The organism is Micromonospora sp. CNZ322, assembly GCF_007827755.1.
Genome location: NZ_VITD01000010.1, coordinates 75,798 through 93,268, shown reverse-complemented (window position 1 = coordinate 93,268; position 17,471 = coordinate 75,798). Strand labels below are relative to the sequence as shown.

15 protein-coding genes are annotated in these 17,471 nt (G+C 71.1%); 8 read left to right on the top strand and 7 right to left on the bottom strand.

Annotated features, from left to right (window positions below; genetic code table 11):
• Positions 1–16: 16 nt before the first annotated feature.
• The gene (locus tag FB453_RS22815; RefSeq protein ID WP_145793222.1) at positions 17–1,132 is read right to left on the bottom strand and encodes an ATP-dependent DNA ligase; all 1,116 of its coding nucleotides are present in this window, start codon (positions 1,130–1,132) and stop codon (positions 17–19) included.
• A gap of 135 nt (positions 1,133–1,267) precedes the next feature.
• Between FB453_RS22815 and FB453_RS22810 the strand changes: the two genes are divergently transcribed.
• Positions 1,268–1,480 (top strand): hypothetical protein, encoded by a 213-nt coding sequence (locus FB453_RS22810; protein ID WP_112584962.1) that lies wholly within the window; start codon positions 1,268–1,270, stop codon positions 1,478–1,480.
• A 170-nt stretch (positions 1,481–1,650) separates the two neighbouring features.
• Positions 1,651–2,073 carry an SRPBCC family protein gene (locus tag FB453_RS22805; RefSeq protein ID WP_112584964.1) on the top strand — a complete coding sequence of 141 codons (423 nt, stop codon included), beginning with the start codon at positions 1,651–1,653 and terminating at the stop codon, positions 2,071–2,073.
• On the opposite strand, the gene FB453_RS22800 is transcribed toward FB453_RS22805, so the two are convergent.
• Positions 2,048–2,542: a GNAT family N-acetyltransferase gene (locus FB453_RS22800; RefSeq protein ID WP_145793220.1), complete on the bottom strand. Its 495-nt coding sequence runs from the start codon at positions 2,540–2,542 to the stop codon at positions 2,048–2,050. The two genes, FB453_RS22805 and FB453_RS22800, sit on opposite strands and share 26 nt — an antisense overlap.
• Positions 2,543–2,639: 97 nt before the next feature.
• Between FB453_RS22800 and FB453_RS22795 the strand changes: the two genes are divergently transcribed.
• Positions 2,640–3,143 (top strand): DUF1990 domain-containing protein, encoded by a 504-nt coding sequence (locus tag FB453_RS22795; RefSeq protein ID WP_181518633.1) that lies wholly within the window; start codon positions 2,640–2,642, stop codon positions 3,141–3,143.
• A gap of 21 nt (positions 3,144–3,164) precedes the next feature.
• On the opposite strand, the gene FB453_RS22790 is transcribed toward FB453_RS22795, so the two are convergent.
• On the bottom strand, positions 3,165–4,085 hold the full coding sequence (locus FB453_RS22790; protein ID WP_145793218.1) for a DNA glycosylase family protein: 921 nt from the start codon (positions 4,083–4,085) through the stop codon (positions 3,165–3,167).
• 505 nt (positions 4,086–4,590) lie between these two features.
• On the opposite strand from FB453_RS22790, the gene FB453_RS22785 reads away from it, so the two are divergent.
• From FB453_RS22785 to FB453_RS22765, 5 genes are read left to right on the top strand one after another with little or no spacing between them, the layout of a single operon-like run.
• Positions 4,591–6,453 (top strand): stealth family protein, encoded by a 1,863-nt coding sequence (locus FB453_RS22785; protein ID WP_112584972.1) that lies wholly within the window; start codon positions 4,591–4,593, stop codon positions 6,451–6,453.
• A complete protein-coding gene (locus FB453_RS22780; RefSeq protein ID WP_186718458.1) occupies positions 6,443–8,416 on the top strand; it encodes a PIG-L family deacetylase in 1,974 nt (657 codons plus the stop codon). Before FB453_RS22785 ends, FB453_RS22780 begins: the two co-directional genes overlap by 11 nt.
• Positions 8,413–10,062, top strand: a complete 1,650-nt coding sequence (locus FB453_RS22775; protein ID WP_222431390.1) for a stealth family protein — start codon at positions 8,413–8,415, stop codon at positions 10,060–10,062. The genes FB453_RS22780 and FB453_RS22775 overlap by 4 nt, the downstream gene beginning before the upstream one ends.
• Positions 10,059–12,302 carry a glycosyltransferase family 4 protein gene (locus tag FB453_RS22770; RefSeq protein WP_145793213.1) on the top strand — a complete coding sequence of 748 codons (2,244 nt, stop codon included), beginning with the start codon at positions 10,059–10,061 and terminating at the stop codon, positions 12,300–12,302. Before FB453_RS22775 ends, FB453_RS22770 begins: the two co-directional genes overlap by 4 nt.
• A 25-nt stretch (positions 12,303–12,327) precedes the next feature.
• A complete protein-coding gene (locus FB453_RS22765; RefSeq protein ID WP_222431389.1) occupies positions 12,328–14,085 on the top strand; it encodes a stealth family protein in 1,758 nt (585 codons plus the stop codon).
• 78 nt (positions 14,086–14,163) lie between these two features.
• On the opposite strand, the gene FB453_RS22760 is transcribed toward FB453_RS22765, so the two are convergent.
• From FB453_RS22760 to FB453_RS22745, 4 genes are all read right to left on the bottom strand, one after another.
• The gene (locus FB453_RS22760) at positions 14,164–14,811 is read right to left on the bottom strand and encodes a COG4315 family predicted lipoprotein (protein ID WP_145793210.1); all 648 of its coding nucleotides are present in this window, start codon (positions 14,809–14,811) and stop codon (positions 14,164–14,166) included.
• A gap of 203 nt (positions 14,812–15,014) precedes the next feature.
• Positions 15,015–15,797 (bottom strand): zf-HC2 domain-containing protein, encoded by a 783-nt coding sequence (locus FB453_RS22755; RefSeq protein ID WP_145793208.1) that lies wholly within the window; start codon positions 15,795–15,797, stop codon positions 15,015–15,017.
• Positions 15,794–16,486 (bottom strand): sigma-70 family RNA polymerase sigma factor, encoded by a 693-nt coding sequence (locus FB453_RS22750; protein WP_091400696.1) that lies wholly within the window; start codon positions 16,484–16,486, stop codon positions 15,794–15,796. The genes FB453_RS22755 and FB453_RS22750 overlap by 4 nt, the downstream gene beginning before the upstream one ends.
• 126 nt (positions 16,487–16,612) lie before the next feature.
• Positions 16,613–17,470: a spermidine synthase gene (locus FB453_RS22745; RefSeq protein WP_112584982.1), complete on the bottom strand. Its 858-nt coding sequence runs from the start codon at positions 17,468–17,470 to the stop codon at positions 16,613–16,615.
• Position 17,471 lies beyond the last annotated feature (1 nt).

Here is a 17,471-nt window from a genome sequence, read left to right as displayed (position 1 = left end):
CGAGTCGACGGCCAGGCTACGCCGAGCCGGTGGCGGCTCGGTCCACGGTGGCCCTCGGGTCGCCGCGCAGCACCTGGTCCACGTCGAAGCGGATCGGCCGGTCGAGCTGGTCGTAGCGGCAGGATCGGGGGTCGCGGTCCGGGCGCCACCGAACGAACTGCGCGGTGTGCCGGAACCGTTCGCCCTCCATGGCGTCGTAGCCCACCTCGACCACCAACTCGGGGCGCACCGGCTCCCACTCCAGGTTCTTGGTGCCGGTCCACCGGCTGACCCCACCGGGAATGCGTTGGCCACGCTCGTGGTCGCCGTGCACCCACGGGTGCTCGCCGCCGGTGTCCCGATAGGGCGCCAGCTCGTCGAGCAACTCGGCGCGGCGGGCCATGCTGAACGACGCGCTCACCCCCACGTGGTGCAGGACCCCGGCGTCGTCGTACAGGCCGAGCAGCAGCGAGCCCACCACCGGGCCGGACTTGTGCCAGCGGAAGCCGGCCACCACCGCGTCCGCGGTGCGGGCATGCTTGACCTTGAACATCAGTCGCTTGCCCGGCTCGTACGGCAGGTCGGCCGGCTTGACGATCAGACCGTCCAGCCCGGCGCCCTCGAAGACGTCGAACCAGCGCCGCGCGGTGTCCGGGTCGGTGGTGACCTGGGTGACGTGGACTGGCGGGCGCACCCCGGCCAGCGCCTCGACCAGCCGCTCCCGGCGGCGCGGGTAGGGCTGGTCGAGCAGGGCCTCGTCACCGATCGCCAGCAGGTCGAACGCGACGAAGTCGGCCGGGGTGGTCTCGGCCAGCATCTTCACCCGGGACGCGGCCGGGTGGACGCGCTGGGCCAGCAGCTCGAAATCCAGCCGGGGCTGGCCGCTCGGCCCGTCACGCCGAATCACGATCAACTCCCCGTCGACCGCGCACCGCTCCGGCAGCTGCCGGCGGGCCTGCTCGACCACCTCGGGGAAGTAGCGGGTCATCGACTTGCCGCCCCGGCTGGCCAACTCGACCTCGTCGCCGTCGCGGAACACGATGCACCGGAACCCGTCCCACTTGGGCTCGTAGGTCACCCCTGGCGTGGTGGGCAGCTTGGGAACGCTCTTGGCCAGCATCGGCTCGACCGGCGGGTTGATCGGCAGGTCCACGCCGACCAGTCAATCAGACGGTGCCGACAGTCGTGAGGCAGATCACCGTGGATGGCGGGGCGGCGTGTCCCCCTACGCGCCGCCCGTCCCCACCGGGCGAATCAAATAACCCCAGGTCAGAGCTACTTTCGCGAGGTGTCCGAGTGGGTCTGTGACTGCTGCGGGCGGTGGCGGGTGAGCATCGAGCTGATCCGGGGCCGCTACCGCTTCCGGCTGACCCGCCGCTATCCGGAGCGGTTCGGCGGCGGCCGGAACGTGCTCGGCGAGGTCGGCTCAGTGCCCGAGTTGGAGGAGCTGCTGCGGCGGCGTACCCCGCTCACCCTGGCCGACCTGCGCGAGGCCGCCTGATCCGCGCGGCGGCCGAGGACGGTGTGTGCGGCCGGGAACCACCGGTGCCAGGCCCGGTCCGCCTCCACTGAGGAGGGACGGACGGGATCGAGCACCGGTGTCACAATTCTCCCGACGGCCTCGTCTGCACCCGTGGCGGTGCCGAGCGGCGCCGCCGGGGAGGGGACACCATGCGGTTCGAGGCCGACACCGAGATCGCCGCGGATGCCGAGCAGGTCTGGGCGGTGCTGGTCGACGTGCCCCGCTGGCCCGAGTGGACGGACTCGGTGACCCGGGCCGAGCGAGGGGAGCCGGGGCCGCTCGCCGTCGGCGCGACCGCCCGACTGACCCAGCCGAAGCTGCGGCCGGCGGTGTGGCGGGTCACCGAGCTGACCGAGCGGCGGGAGTTCGTCTGGGTTTCCGACGCGCCGGGTGTGCGGACCACGGCGGAGCACCGGCTGCTGCCGCTGCCCGACGGGCGTACCCGCGTCGAGTTGGCCTTCAGCCAGTCCGGCCCGCTGGCCGGCCTGATCGGCTGGCTGTACGGCGGGCTGTTCCGCCGCTACGTGCGAATGGAGGCCGACGGGCTCAGGCGTCGCTGCGAGCGGGGCTGACGGCCGGCTTCTTCAGCACGGCCAACGAGATGCCGTTCGGGTCCGGGCGGTGCGCCACGATCCGGTAGCCGTGCCGCTGGTACAGCCGCAGGTTGCGCGCGCTGTCCGCGCCGGTGAACAGGGTGAACCGGGCCGCCCGGCCGGCGCAGGCCCGCTCGATGGCGGTGAGCAGTTGCGCGCCGAGACCCCGCCCCTGCTGGTCCGGGGCGACCGAGAGGCGGCCGACGTGCGCGGTGTCCCCGTCCAGGTGGGCCCGCACCGAACCGACCAGACGGTGGCCCAACCTGGCGGCGAGCACGATGCTCGGGCCGGCCAGCACCGCCGCGACCTCGTCCAACGTCTCGGTCAGCGGAGGCAGGAAGGGATCGGTGTAGTGCTGCGCCTCGCTCAGGTACGCGGCCCGCTGCACGGTGAGTATCTCGCCGGCGTCCACGACACCGGCCGGGACGATGCTCGCCTCGGCGTTCATCGGGGCAGCACACCACAGCCGCCGTCGCCATCGACGGGCGGCCCGACCGCACCGGTCGTACCCTGACCCGTGTCCGGTCGAGGTCGAGGGGGCAACGGTGGCCGAGCTGACGTACCCGGAGGTGGGGTCGACCCGGCACGGGCCGCTGCCCGGCGGGTACCACCACCTGCGCCACCGGTATCCGTTGCCGGGCGGTTGCTTCGAGACCGCCGCCGACGCGGTGCTGAGCTGGCGGCTGCACCGTGCCGCCGGCGTCCGGATTCGCACCGAAGCGCCGCGGGCCGTCGCCGGTGTGCTGGTGACCTCCGGCCTCGGGGTCGGTCCGGCCCGCCTCTGGGGGCCGTGCCAGGTGGTCTGGAGCGTGGACTCGCCCACGCTCGCCGGTTTCGGCTACGGCACCCTGCCCGGGCACCCGGAGCGAGGCGAGGAGGCGTTCGAGGTCGTCCGCGACGACACCGGCGCGGTCTGGTTCGAGGTCCGCGCGTTCAGCCTTCCGGACCGTTGGTTCACCCGCACCGGAGGGCCGGCGGTTCGGGCGGTGCAGCACGCGTACGCCTGGTGGCTCGGCCGTACCCTGCGTCGGCTCTGCGTCGGTCGCTGACCGCAGTGGCGCCGGCGGGACTCAGAACCGGGCGAACGAGCGGATCGGGGCGCGCGGGCCGTACTTCGGTGCCCGGATGCCGGCTGCCTCCAGCAGCAGACACACCCGGCCCCGGTGACCTCTGAACGGCTCCAGCAGGGCCATCATCCGGGCGTCGTCGCCCCTCGGTTCGCCGGCGAGCGCCCAGGCCACCGTGTTCGGGATGTGGTAGTCGCCGACGCTGACCGCGTCCGGGTCGCCGTACGCGATCCGGACCACCTCGGCGGCCGTCCACGGCCCGATGCCGGGGATCGCGGTCAGCCGGCGGGTGGCGTCGGTGGCGTCGGTGCTGCGCTCCAGGCGGTCGGCGAGCGCGGCGGCGCGACGGAGTGTGTCGGCTCGGCGCTGCTCCACCCCGAAGGGGTGGAACACCCAGTACGGGGCCGCGGCCACGGAGGCTGCCTCGGGCGGCAGGAGCAGCGGCTGCAACGGGCCGGGAGCCGGCTCCCGGAAGTGCCGCACCATCGCCGCGTACGCCCGGTAGGCCTCCTTGCCGGTGACCTTCTGCTCGAAGACCGCGCGCAGCAGTCGGGGGAAGACCTCCCCGGTGGCGGGCATCCGGAGGCCCCGGTGCTCCCGGGCCAGCCGGGCGACCAGCGGGTGTGCCGCGGCCAGTTCGGTGAAGCCGGTCAGGTCGTCGCGTAGCCCGGCTATCGCGTCGGCGCGGGCGAGGACGTGCTCGGCGCCGGGCCCGTACCCCTCCGCGAGCAACTCGCCGCCAGCCGGTCGCAGCGCGAGCGTTGCCGGACCGTCCGGGGTGCGGGTGGCCCACCAGAAGGTGCCGGCCGCCACCCGGGCGCACGGGTCGTACGGGCTGAAGGTGAGCGCGCGGACCGACGCGGTCAGCCGGTAGCCGACCGGCGGGTGCAGCACCCTGGTAGCGGCGGGTCCGGTCGCGGTCACCCCGCTACTCTGCCAGGTCACGGTGGGGGCTGACGAGCGGCCGTACCGGTCCCGCCCGCGGTTGAGGAGCTTCGCGAGGATACGTTCGGCCGACCGTCCCGGTGTCGTTGAACCACCCGAATGGCCAGGATTATCTTGGCAAACAGGTGCATACCGCCCTTATGTCACTTTAGGCGGTGGGCCAGGTATCGATCATGTGGTTGTTTGATGGCCTGCAGGTAAACGCACTGCCCCGGGCCACCTGCGGCGGCCAACAACTCCCACTCGTGGGAGAACGCGGTCCGGCCCGGAGACCGGTGTCCCGCCGACAGCCGCCACCAGGCGGCCGCGCGGCCGACGCTGGATCGCCACGCAGTGCCAACGGGGGATCTGTGGAAGGGCATGCAGTGATGGCTGCGCGAGTCTGTGTCGAATCATCGCGAGTGGGATCTCACCCCGCTACCCGTCCGCGGGGCTGACGGGTGCCCGCTGACAAGGCGGTCGTAGCGAGCGGACGGCCCAGCGCATGATCGCCCTGAAGGTCTATCGACTCCTGCCGTCGCCGGCACGGCGGCGGCTGCTGCGTCTGCTGCCCGCGCACCGGCGGATCGGCCTGGTTCAGACGCTCTCCCGCCCGCGCGGCGGCGACACAGTGCACCCCCTCGGCGCCCGCGTGGCGGTGACCGACGGTGGCGTTCGAACCCGGGCCGAGATCGTCGCCACGGCGACGCCGTTGGAACAGTGGCACCGCAACCTCACCGCCGTCACCACCGCGCTGCACGCCGCGGGCATCGAATACCACTGCATTCGTAACGACGACCACCTGCGCAGCACCGTCGCGGTCCTCGACGACCAGCGGCCGGCGGTACAACGCCTGATCCGCTCCGCGCCGGCGCTGTCCGGCGCGGACGTCCGGGTGGTGCAGGTCCGGCCCCGTCGGGACCAACCGGACGCCGCCCCGACCGAGGTGATCCAGGTCTGCTTCCCGGTCACCGATGCCCGCGCCGGTGTGGTCCTCGGCGCCCAGTTCGCGTGCGAGATCGAGTTCTGGAGCCGGCACGGGGACATGGTCCGCGCTCCAAGGCGCAACGGGGTCGTCGACGAGGCCCCTGCCCGGGCGCAGCCGGTCCGGGTGGCAGCGGCGCTGATGAGCCACTTCGTGCCCGAGGCCGACGACCACACCTACGGCACCCGCCGGGACCTGGCCGTCCGAGCGCCGGACCGGGTCGGCTTCCCGATCGACGCCGTCTACACCTGGGTGGACGGCTCCGACCCGCAGTGGCTGAAGCGGAAGTCGCTGGCGCTCGGCGCTCCGGACGGCCCGGTGCACGCGGTCGCCGCGAACTCGTCGCGCTACCACAACCGCGACGAGCTGCGGTACTCGTTGCGGTCGTTGCACAGCTTCGCGCCCTGGCTACGGCGGATCTTCCTGATCACCGACAGCCAACTGCCGAGCTGGCTCGACCCGAGCCATCCGATGATCACGGTCATCTCGCACGCCGAGCTCTTCGCCGACCTCGGTGGCCGGTCGTCGTACAACTCGCACGCCATCGAGTCCCGCCTGCACCGCATCGACGGACTGGCCGAACACTTCCTCTACCTCAACGACGACGTGTTCCTCGGTCGCCCGCTGCTGCCGAACCACTTCTTCCACGCCAACGGGATCGCGAAGTTCTTCCCCTCGCCGGCCCAGTTCGGTCTTGGGGAGGCGAAGCCGGAGGACCCGCCGGTGAAGGCCGCCGGAAAGAACAACCGTCGGCACATCCAACGGCAGTTCGGCGTGACCATCACGCAGAAGATGAAGCACACCCCGTTCGCGCTGCGCCGCAGCATCATGCAGCAGATCGAGGGCATGCTGCCGGACGAGGTGACCGCCACCGCGCGGCACCGGTTCCGGCACCACGGCGACCTGTCCATCCCGTCGTCGCTGCACCAGTACTGGGCGTTCCTGACTGCGCAGGCCGTCCCCGGCGACATCGAGTACGAGTACGCCGACCTGGGTCACCCCTCGACCCCGGCCCGGCTGGCCGAGCTGCTGGCCCGCCGGCACCGTGACGTGTTCTGCCTCAACGACACCGACTCCGACCCTCGGTCGTTCGCCGAGCAGGAGCGGATGCTGGCCGACTTCCTGCCGCGCTACCTGCCCTTCCCCGCCCCGTTCGAGCTGCCGGACGACGTGGTGGCGGAGCGGCGGAAAGTGGGCGCGGGGGAGCTGTGGAGGCGCTCGTACCGTCCGGTGCCGGATGCCCGTCGGGGCACCCCGGTCGACGCGCCCACAATGCCCAACAACATGCTCAACACGGTCACCGACTTCAAGGCCGTCCTCGGTTCAAGAGAGCAACCGGGCCGGCGACGATCCGATCCGTCTGGGGAGCGCCATGACATCTGACCGCCGTCCGCGGTCCATGGCGGTCATGGCCCACCAGGACGACGATCTCTACTTCCTGAACCCGCTGCTCGCCAGCCAGCTGCGACACAGCGCGACACACCTGACGGTCTGCCTGACCTCTGGTGAGGCGGATGGACGTAACGCCCCCGGTGGGTCGGCGGCACACGCCGCGCTGCCGGTGGACTTCGAGGGCTTCGCCGCCGCGCGGTTCAACGGGCTCCGCTCGGCGTACGGCGAGATGGTTCTCGGTGACCGGGACGCCAAGTGGCACCGTGCGGCGATCACCCTGGGCTCGACGGCCGAGGCGGACCTTTCGACGCTGGTCGACGCGCCGTGGATCCGGTTGATGTCGCTCAACCTCTGGTGTGCGCCGCCCCCCGGCTCGCCGGTCGGAGCTGGGTCGCTGCCACAGTTGTGGACCGGCGAAGCCACTGTCACGCCCACCATGGTCCCGCTGGGTTCGCCGGTCTCCGGTACCTTCGCCTACTCTCGGGAGGACCTGATCGAGGCGCTGCTGCACCTGCTGCGCGACGTCGAGCCGACGCTGTTGTGGACGATGGACCCGGATCCCGATCGTCAACTGCACGACAAGGCGAACCCACAGCACGCCGACACCGGTAATTACTCCGACCACCTCTCCCACACGATCACCGGGCTGTTCGCACACGAGGCGGCCCAACGATGGTTCGCTGAGGGCGGTGGCAGCGCCACGATCGTCGAGGCGTTCCGCGGCTACTACGTCCGACGGTGGCCGTCCAACCTCAGCCCGGAGGCGCGGGCACTCAAGCAGCGATACAAGGACACCTACGGGTGGGCCGACGGTCGCCCCGCCGACGGACCCGTCGGCCACGGTGACCGCAAGGTCGGCGGCGATGCGATCGGCACCGGGAACGCCTCCGGAACCACGTTGCGCTATCCCGGCTCGCGGACCTGGGCGGTACCGGACCCGAACGGTGAGTTGTCGGCCTTCGCCGTGCGGGGCGGCCAAGTGGTTCACTGGCAGCAGGCTGGCTCGGGCGCGTTCACCCCGAGCCGGGTGGTTCCCGGCAGCGGGCTCCTGCCGTACGTCGCCGCGTTGGCCACCCCGAGCGGCGGCTGGCGGCTCTTCGCGGTGCGGCAAGAACTCACGGCAGTGCCCGATCGGCACGTCCGTGACATCTGGACAACCGTATTGCCCGCCGCCGGCGACGCCAGCGTTCGCTGGGAGTCGCTCGGCAACCCCGCCGGGCGAAATGCCCCGTCGGATCGACGGAACATCGGCATGCCGCACGCTGTCTCCCTGTCTGACGGGGGTGTCCTGTTGCTGGCCCGGAACGCCGGCAAGGGACTGAGCGCCCGGCTGTACGACGGGACGTCCTGGACGCAGTGGCAGGACCTCGGTGGCCGGGACATCCAGGACGGCCTGGCCGCTGTGACGTTGAACGACCACCACGTGGAGGTGCTGGCCGCCGGGCGCACTGGAATCGGACGTTGGCTGGTCTCCGTGCCGGACCTCAGCGCCGAGTACGCCCGGCTGGAGACCGAGGCGCCGGCAGGCCCGCCTGCCGTGACGCGGCTGCCCGACGGCGAGCGACTACTTCTGTTCCGGCGACGGGACTCGGCGTCCGTGCTGTCGTACCGTACGCGCGGCGGCGGCCGGGAATGGGACCTGTCGACGGCCGCTGACCTCGGTGGTCACGGCGGTCCCGGCCCGCTGACCGCTCGGTTCGTGTCCGAAGCGGGCGCGGTCCTGCTGGCGGTCCGAGACGACGCGTCCGGCTCCAGCGTCGCGTGGCTGGACCCGGCCGGCTCGACGCCCTGCCGCTGGCTCCGCGAGTCGACGCCGATTACTGGTGGCCACGCGGTGCAGGTCGACGCGTCCGGCTGCGCCGTCCTCCTGGCCGTGTCGACATCCGGCGGGCTCCTCGCCTCGCGACCGGACCAATTCGGATCGTCCTTGAACCCGATGAAGGAAGTGCCGTGAACAACACGCCGGTGGTACCGCAGCGCGCGGGAGCGCCATCCCGGGCTGCCGACGCGGCCAGGTCCGCGCCGGTGGGGAGCGCAGGGCCAGACCTCCCCGCGCTTCGCGAGGTCCTGGTCGACGGTGGACGTCGTACCGCGCACGTGCACGCCGACCTGACTCCGATCCTGGGGCGTCGGCTGAACGTCGACGCGGTGAGCGGCGCGCTGGACGAGCACGGGGTGGACTACTTCCTTGTCCGCGGCATGGACGACCGGACGCCGGTGATCGGCGTCAGTGAGGTTGATCGGCTTGCCGCGTTGAGCGCCCTGGAGAAGCTGGGCGGGGTCGAGACCTGCTACGTGAGCCAGGTTCTGCCCCGGCCGCCGATCGTCGGCGGCCTCACGGACGCGTCGGAGGCGCCGGCCTGGACCGAGCTGTACGCCGCTCAGGCGATCAAGCTGACCTGGTTCCGCGCCGACCCGACCCTCAAGCTGATCCTGGGCCCGGCGTACGGCTGCGAGATCGAGTTCTGGAAACCCGACCGGGCCGCCGGGCTGCTCCGTTCCCCCCGTCCCAACCGGATGATGCGGGCGGTGGCACTGGAGGGCACGCCGGTGCAGGTGGACGAGCATCGGCTGACCCGCCTCGCCTCGCCGGCGAAATGGCACCCGCCCCGGCGTAGCCGCGCGGAGTTCGACCGCCTGCTCCCGGACGACATCGACTTTCCCATCGACGTGGTCTACACCTGGGTGGACGGCGCGGACCCCCAGTGGCAGCAACGTCGTGCGGGCGTCCGTGGTGAGTCGCTGCACGCCGAGGCGGCGAGTGAGTCGCGGTACATCAACCGCGACGAGTTGAAGTTCTCGTTGCGATCGCTACACCTGAACGCCCCGTGGGTCCGCAACATCTACATCGTGACCGACCACCAGCGTCCGGCCTGGCTGGACCTCAGCGCCGGCAACATCTTCCTTGTCAACCACGACGAGATCTTCGCGGCCCCGGACGCCCTGCCGACCTTCAACTCGTGCGCCATCGAGAGTCAGCTGCACCGCATCGATGGGCTCGCCGAGCACTTCTTGTACCTCAACGACGACATGTTCTTCGGTCGCCCCCTGGCACCGCAGACGTTCTTCCTGGCCAACGGCAACACCAAGTTCTTCCTGTCGCAGAACCGGATTCCGCTCGGCGAGAAAACCGAGCTGGACAGCCCGGTGGACGCAATGATCAAGAACAATCGGGCCCTGATCGAGAAGCGGTTCGGCCGTACCCTCACCCAGGGCTCCCAGCATGTGCCCTATCCGTTGCGGCGCAGCATCCTCGCGGAGATCGAGCGGGAGTTTCCGGTCGAGCACGAGGCCACCATGCGCAGTCGGTTCCGCAGTGCCGACGACCTGACCATCACGTACTCGCTGCACCACTACTACGCGTTCCTGACCGGCCGCGCGCTGCCCGGGCGCGTCAACTACGGCTACGTCCAACTCGCGGTACCCGACCTCGAAGCGCGGCTGCGGCGAGCGGAGGCACGGCGGGACTGGGACACCTTCTGCATCAACGACGCCTACTCGACGTTCGCCCAACTGCAACACCAGATGACCATCCTCGAGCCGTTCATGGAGGCGTACTTCCCGGTCCCGAGCCCCTACGAACTGAGGATCTCCGGGTGAAGTTCGCCTTCCTGATCCACAACATGTACGGCGTTGGTGGCACCAATCGGGCCGTGCTGAACCTGGCCACCGCCCTGGTCGGCCGGGGGCACGGCGTGGAGATCGTCTCCGTGTTCCGCCGCACCGACGAGCCGATGTTCGCCATCGACGACCGGATCGCGCTCGTCCCGCTCCTCGACACCCGACCTGGGCGTCCCGACCGGGCCGATCCCCGGCTCCGGGAGCCGTCCCTGCTGGTGCCGAAGAGCGAGGAGTTCCACACCCAGTACAGCCGGTTGACCGACGAACGGATGATCGACTACCTGCGCTCGACCGGGGCCGACGTGATCGTGGGTACCCGGCCCGGCATCAACATGGTGGTGGCACGGCACGGCCCCGACCACGCGGTCCGCGTGGCGCAGGAGCACATGACGCAGGATCTGATCGACGACGTGCTGAAGGAGGAGATCCGGCTCTCGTACGACCGGATCGACCTGGCCTTCACAGTGACCGAGGCCGACGCCGCCGCGTTCCGATCGGGCAATCCGGTGCCACACACCCGCGTCGTGGCACTGCCGAACAGCGTTCCCCAGCCCACAGTGCCGCTGGCCGACGGGACCAACCGGATCGTGGTCAGTGCGGGGCGGCTCGACCCGATCAAGCGCTACGACCGGCTCATCGCCGCCTTCGCGCGGGTATCCGGCGATCATCCGGGCTGGAAACTGCGGATCTACGGAGATGGCCCACAACGCCCCGCGCTGGTCGCACAGATCCGCGAGTTGGGGATGTCCGACCAGGTCCAACTGATGGGCCGGCGAGAGGACATGTCCACGGAGTGGGTCAAGGGCTCGATCGCGGCGGTCTCCTCGGAGCGAGAATCGTTCGGCATGACCATCGTGGAGGCGATGCGGCTCGGCCTGCCGGTCGTCAGCACCGACTGCCCGGTCGGACCCCGCGAGATCATCCAGCACGGGGTCGATGGTCTGCTGGTCCCGATGGACGACATCGACGCGTACGCCTCGGCGTTGCGGACGCTGATGCACGACGACGATCTCCGGGCCGGCCTGGCCCGGCAGGCGTTGGCGAACGCGGCGCGGTTCGACCCGGATACGCTCGCCGACTCCTTCGCCCGACAGTGTGACGCCGTGCTGGTCGAGCGAGGCCCTGCGCTCGGGCGGCCCGAGAGGGCCGCCCGGTCGGGCAAGGGACCGCGCACCGGTCGTTCGGTGCTGGCTCGTAGCAATGAACTGGTTCGGGAACCCGATCTGGTCCGGCTGTTGGGCGATCCGGTCCTTCGCGGGATCGCGGGTAGTGACCTGGCCCGCCGGGCGAGCCTGGGCGCACTGGTGCGCCTCTCCCGCATTCGGCAGGCCCGCGCCACTTCCGCCCGATTGCAGAAGGCGATCCGGCGGCGGGCCGCCGCACCAGCCGCCGGGCCGACAGTGGACTGTCAGGTGCTGCCGGACCACGGCCTCAGCCTGAGTATCGATGCACCGGACCTCGCTGCGGGCGCGCACCTGTTGCTGCGCGACCGGGACAACGGGCACAAGGTGCGGGTGCCACTGGAAGCGCAGGACGACGGGGTGCGCCAGGTGGCGGTGCTGCCCGCCGACGCGTTGCCGGAGGGCCGCTGGAACGCGTACCTGCAGCCGCTGACGGGGGCCCGCCTCCGACTGTGCCCGGCCCGGATCGACACGCGGGTACTCGCCGGCGGTCACCGACCGGCGGATGATTCGGCCGGTGTGCACGTGGTCCGTTCGCACCTGCCGTACCGCACGGCGGACGGCTTTCTGGCGGTGCGGAGCTGGGTCCGGGCAGAGCACGCCGAGGTGCGGCGGATCGCGCTCAGCGGTGAGCGGGTGTCGATTGAGGCCGTCTGGTGCGGATCCGGCATTCCCGAGCAGGCAGTGCTCCACCGACGGGGTCACCACGAGTGCGCGGTGTCCGTGCCGGTGGTACGGACCCGCAGCGGTCACCTGCGTATCGACGTGGCTGTAGACGAGTTGGCCGCACATCGACTGGGCCGATACGAGGACTGGGATCTGTGGCTGCGGCAGGTCGGCACGGACCGTGAGGTCCGGTTGGGTCTGCTCGTCGACGACATCGTCGACAAGAAACTCGTCTACAACTACCCGGAGATCTACCTGGTGGACGATCCGGGGCTGGATCTCGTGGAGGAGGACCCGGCGCCACTGCTGAGGGTCCGCCCGTACTACACCCGCGACAGCGAACTGTCGATCGTCGTCGTCGATCGCCCATGAGCACGGACACAAGGAGAAACGAGCGGTGACCGAGTCGAAGCCCCCGCCGGGGGAGCCAGCCCGGGCGCTGGCCGAACCCACCGGGTTCGTGGAGGTGTACCGCCGGGTGCTGAGCCCGCAGACCCGGCGTGCCATCGCGACGAAGGTGAGCCCTCGGGCCCGGCACCAGCTGAAGCAGTGGGTCGCCCGGGCCGCGCGCGACGGTCACCTCTCCGAGCGCCGGGGCGAACGGCTGGCCCGCCGCCAGCCGGAGTTGCTGGCTGGCGCGGACCGGGTGGTCGTCACCGCCGACCGGGGACCCCGGGTGGCCCGGATCGGGGCGGTCACCCCCCTGATGGCACGGCTGGACAATCTCACCGCGGTGACGGCGGCGCTCGACGAGGCCGGCGTACCCCACTTCCGGGTACGCGACGAAACCCACCGCTCGTCGGTGGTCGCCGTCGACGCCGCGCACCGCGTGCGGGCGTACGCCGCACTCGCCGCCGCCTGCGGTCGGGTCCCCGGTTACGTCGGCGTGCCGGACGGTACCGGGCAGCCGGCCGCCGGCTTCGAACCAAAGTCCTGGGACCGGCTGGCCGACGCCCCGGTGGTGCGGCTGACCTGGTACTGGACCGACCCCCAGCGGCGGTTGGTGCTGGGGCAGGCGTACGGGTGCGACGTCGAGTTCTGGACCCGGGAGGGTGACACGCTCGTCGCGCCGCGACCCAACGCCGTCGCCGAACAGGTGACGGTGGCGGCGCCGCTGGTCCTCGTACCGGAGTCGCGGTTCACCGGCCTGGCGCCCGCCGCCGCGCCCGCGACCGCCTGGACCCGTCCGGAGTTCGCCGCACCCCGCCCGGACGATGTGCCGTTCCCGGTCGACGTGGTCTACACCTGGGTCGACGGCGCCGACCCGGTCTGGCTACGCCGACGGGCCGAGGTGGCCGGGGTGCCGTACCACGCGGAGGCGGCGAGCGCGGCCCGCTTCCTCAGCCGCGACGAGCTGCGCTACTCGCTCCGGTCGCTGCACATGTTCGCGCCCTGGGTACGACATGTCTACGTGGTGACCGACGACCAGGTGCCGACCTGGCTGGACCCGTCCGCCACCGGGCTGCGGGTGGTCAGCCATCGGGAGATCTTCACCGACCCGACGGTGCTGCCGACGTACAACTCGCACGCCATCGAGAGTCAGCTGCACCACATCGACGGGCTCTCCGAGCACTTTCTGTACTTCAACGATGACGTCTTCCTCGGCACCGAGGTGCTGCCCCAGGACTTCTTCCTGGCCAACGGCATCTCCCGGTTCTTTCCCTCGCCGGCCCTGGTGCCGCCGGGCCCACCCGCCGCCGGGGACATCCCGTCGTCGGCGGCCGGGAAGAACAACCGGGCGTTGATCGCGGAGCGGTTCGGCACCGTGCTGACCCAGAAGATGAAGCACATGCCGCACGCGCTGCGGCGGAGCGTGCTCCAGGAGATCGAGCAGACGTTCCCGCAGCAGTACCGGCGGACCGCGGCGAGTCAGTTCCGCAGCATGGACGACCTGTCGGTCGCCTCGTCGCTGCACCACTACTACGCGTTCCACACCGGTCGCGCGGCACCGGGGAACCTGCGCTACACCATCGCCGAGCTGTCCCACCCGGACACACCCGCCCGGTTGGCGCACCTGCTCGCCCGTCGGGATCGGCAGGTGTTCTGCCTGAACGACGCGTTCTCCGTCGAGGAGGACCTCGACGCGCAGTTGGCGCTGCTCATTCCGTTCCTGGAAACGTACTTCCCGGTGCCGAGCCCGTGGGAACGGACCTGACCCACCCCGGACACGACGGTGGCCGGTCGCGCCCTCCCCGGCGACGACCGACCACCGTGCCCTCATGGGCGACCAGGCTCAGTACGAGTAGCCCGAGCCGCCAGCGTCGTTCGAGCCGCTGTCCGCCGGCGGTGCGACAGCCTTCGGCGTGCCCTTGGGCAGGCAGCTCAGGTTCTTCTTGCCGTCCGGCTGGACCACGAACCAGGTGCCACCGACAGCCTGGCCCTTCCACTGGCCGGGCTTCTTGTCACCGATGTAGCGGTAGACCGGCCAGCCGCCGACGGTGAGCTGACGGGTGCCGTCCTGCCGGGTCACGCTGCCGACCTTGTCGTCGGAGACGCCGGTGAGCTCAGGGTTGCCGTCGGTCAGTGCCGGGGGCCACACCTCGGCGCACTTGTCGACGCAGTTCGACGACGGCGGGTCGGCGGTGTCCTTGTCGAAGCGGTATAGGATCCAGCCGTCCTGGTCGGTGACCACCTTGCCCATCCGGGCGACACTCTTACCGATCAACTTGTCGGTCAGGTCGACGTCCGCGGGCGGGGCGTCGGCGGCGGGCGCCTCCGGGGAGGCCGAGGCCTCAGGTTCAACCGTCGCGGTGGGCTCGGCCGCGGCGACGGCGACCGGCTCGGCCGCGCTCGAGTTCGCCCCGTCGTAACCCGCGGGAGCGCAGGCCGTTAGTGCGACCATCGCGCTCGCGACGATGACGGTCCGCTTCATCTGTGCCACGTGCCCTCCTCATTCTTGACAGTTCACCCATAGGTACGGCGTGCGGGCTGTCAAGGTTGAAGTAGTAACAGTGGTCAATTTCACGTAAACCGATTGAACCGTTTTCCGCCTCCATGCGTACGCCCCCGCGAGGGACCCTTCGCGCAACGACAGATCGGCGCCGGTCATTGTGACAATGACCGGCGCCGATGCGGTAACCGCGCTTACATGGGTACGGTGACCAGCGGACTCGCCACGCCGTTGGCATCCACCGACTGCACCTGGAGCTGCTTGATGTCCTTCGGCAGAGCCGACGTCGAGGCGCTCAGTTCGAGACCCTGCGGCCGGGTGTTGGTGCCATAACCGCCATCCGGCACCGACCAGGTCGAGATGACCTCGGTGGTGGCGTTCTTGCGTACCACCACCAGTCGGCAGATGCGTGGGCCGGGCAGCTTCCGCAGGCTGAAATTGATCCTGGTGCCGTAATCCTTCGTCACCAGGAACATGGTGGTCTGCACACCGGTGGTCGGGTCGGTCGCCTCGACCTGGTCACCCTCCACCTCGGTGCCGCCCACGCCCGGGCCGCTCGGCGCGGCCGTCGGCCCGCTGGTCGGCGGGTCGTTGGGCGCGCTCGGCGTCGACTCGGCGAGCACCCCCGGCGACTGCTGGTTGCCGGTCACGCTGACGAAGCCGTACCCGCTCAGACCGCCGAAGACCACCACCGCGGCGGCCGTGGCGAGCATGTGACGAAACCGGGTACGCCGCCGGTCGGCCCGGACCGCGCCGAGCGTCCGGTCCAGCAGGGCCGGGTCGGTCGCCGTCTGTTCCAGCGCCATCATCGTCTCGCCGTCGATGTCGGAGAGCAGCCCGACCACCGGCACCATCGTCTCCAACTCGGCCGCGCACGCCCAGCAGGTGGCGAGATGCTCCTCGAACCGCTCAGTGTCCTGCTCGTCGAGCACACCGAGCGCGTACGCCGCGACGTCCATGTGGTCCGGCCGGCTCATTCTGTCACCCCCCGCTCCTGCAGAGCCGTGCGCAGCGCGCGCAGCGCGTAATAGACCCTCGACTTGGCGGTGCCGAGCGGCAGGCCCAACTCCTCGGCGGCCTCCGGCACCGTCCGCCCCCGGAAGTACGTCGAGATCAGGATCTCCCGGTGCGACTGACTGAGCGTACGCAGCGCGTCCGCCACCGTCATGGTCCGCAGCACCCGGTCGGTGCTGTCCGCCTCGGCGAACGCGGTGAGGTCCCGGTCGTACGTCTCCGGCGGCCGGGCCTCCTGGCTGCGGTGCTCGTCGATGGCGATGCGGCGGGCCACAGTGACCAACCACGGCCGCAGCGAACCCTGCCCCTGGGTGCCCAGGCGGTGCGCGTTGCGCCAGGCCCGCAGCAGCGTCTCCTGGACGATGTCCTCCGCGCGCTGCCGGTCCCCCCCGGTGAGACGCATGACGAACATCAGCAACGGGCCGGCGTGCTCGGCATAGAGCTGACGGATCAACTGGTCGGAGTGGCTGGCCTCGGTCGTCGTCGCCTGATGGCGCCCGGGCGCCGGTCGCGGCGTCACCGGACCATTCTGGCGAGGCGTCGCCCGCGCGTCGACCCCCCGGGCAGACGAGGTTGACCGTGACGAGGGTCGCGCCGACAACCAGTCAGCGCGTACCGCGTCGCCATGCCAACCGGCCGCCACCGCGTGCATGCAGACCTCCGGGATGTTCCGTGACCAACACCGGCCCACGAGGTGGGCCGCCCGGTGGTACGCAGCGCTGGCCCCAGCGGATCAACAAACGACGAAAAAACTTCCCCGCCGCCGTCGAGTGGACGGTCAGCGGCGCACTGAGAACAGCCCCGGCGGTGGCGGATCGGAGCCGGTGGCGTCGGCGTCCCGCACCACCTGCGCGCCACCGACGAAGCGGTCCAGCTCGTCGCCGGCCACCACCCGGCCGGGGAACCAGTCGCCGGCAGCGCGTCTGGTCAGCTCCGGCACCGGCGGTGTGGACCGCCCGGCGACCAGCACCAGATTCCCGTACCGGCGCCCACGCAGCACCGCCGCGTCCCCGATCAGGCAGGCCTGCGGCAGCACCGAACGGACCGTGGCGACCTGCCCTCGGGCGTGCCGCAGCGGCGGGCCGTCGGCGAGGTTCGCCAGGTACCACCCGGCGGGGCGGAGCACCCGGGCCACCTCGGCCGTGTACTCCACCGACGTGAGGTGGGCTGGCGTACGCGCACCGGCGAACACGTCGGCGACCACCACGTCGTAGCTGGCCTCCCGACTGGACGCCAGCACCGCCCGGGCGTCCTCCACCCGGACCCGCAACCTGGCATCGGACGGCCACGGCAACGCCCGACGGACCAGCTCCACCAGCGCACCGTCCACCTCGGACACCCGCTGGGTCGACCCGGGCCGGGTGGCGGAGACGTACCGGGGCAGGGTCAGCGCGCCGCCACCCAGATGCAGCACCCGCAGCGGCTCACCGGCCGGTGCGATCAGATCCACGGCGGCAGCCAACCGCCGCACGTACTCGAACTCGAGGTGGGTGGGGTCGGTCAGGTCGACGTGCGACTGCGGCGCGCCGTCCAGCAGCAGCGTCCACGAGCCGGCCCGGTCCGGGGCCGGGACGAGCTCCGCCAGCCCGGTGTCCACCTGCTCGACCACCCGGTCACCCGCCCGTTTACGCCCCACC

Coding starts and splice junctions, on each gene's coding strand:
- FB453_RS22750 (WP_091400696.1), bottom strand. CDS start 16,486: ATGCACGCGGTGGCGGCCGGTTGGCATGGCGACGCGGTACGCGCTGAC.
- FB453_RS22800 (WP_145793220.1), bottom strand. CDS start 2,542: ATGAACGCCGAGGCGAGCATCGTCCCGGCCGGTGTCGTGGACGCCGGC.
- FB453_RS22805 (WP_112584964.1), top strand. CDS start 1,651: ATGCGGTTCGAGGCCGACACCGAGATCGCCGCGGATGCCGAGCAGGTC.
- FB453_RS22780 (WP_186718458.1), top strand. CDS start 6,443: ATGACATCTGACCGCCGTCCGCGGTCCATGGCGGTCATGGCCCACCAG.
- FB453_RS22755 (WP_145793208.1), bottom strand. CDS start 15,797: ATGAGCCGGCCGGACCACATGGACGTCGCGGCGTACGCGCTCGGTGTG.
- FB453_RS22785 (WP_112584972.1), top strand. CDS start 4,591: ATGATCGCCCTGAAGGTCTATCGACTCCTGCCGTCGCCGGCACGGCGG.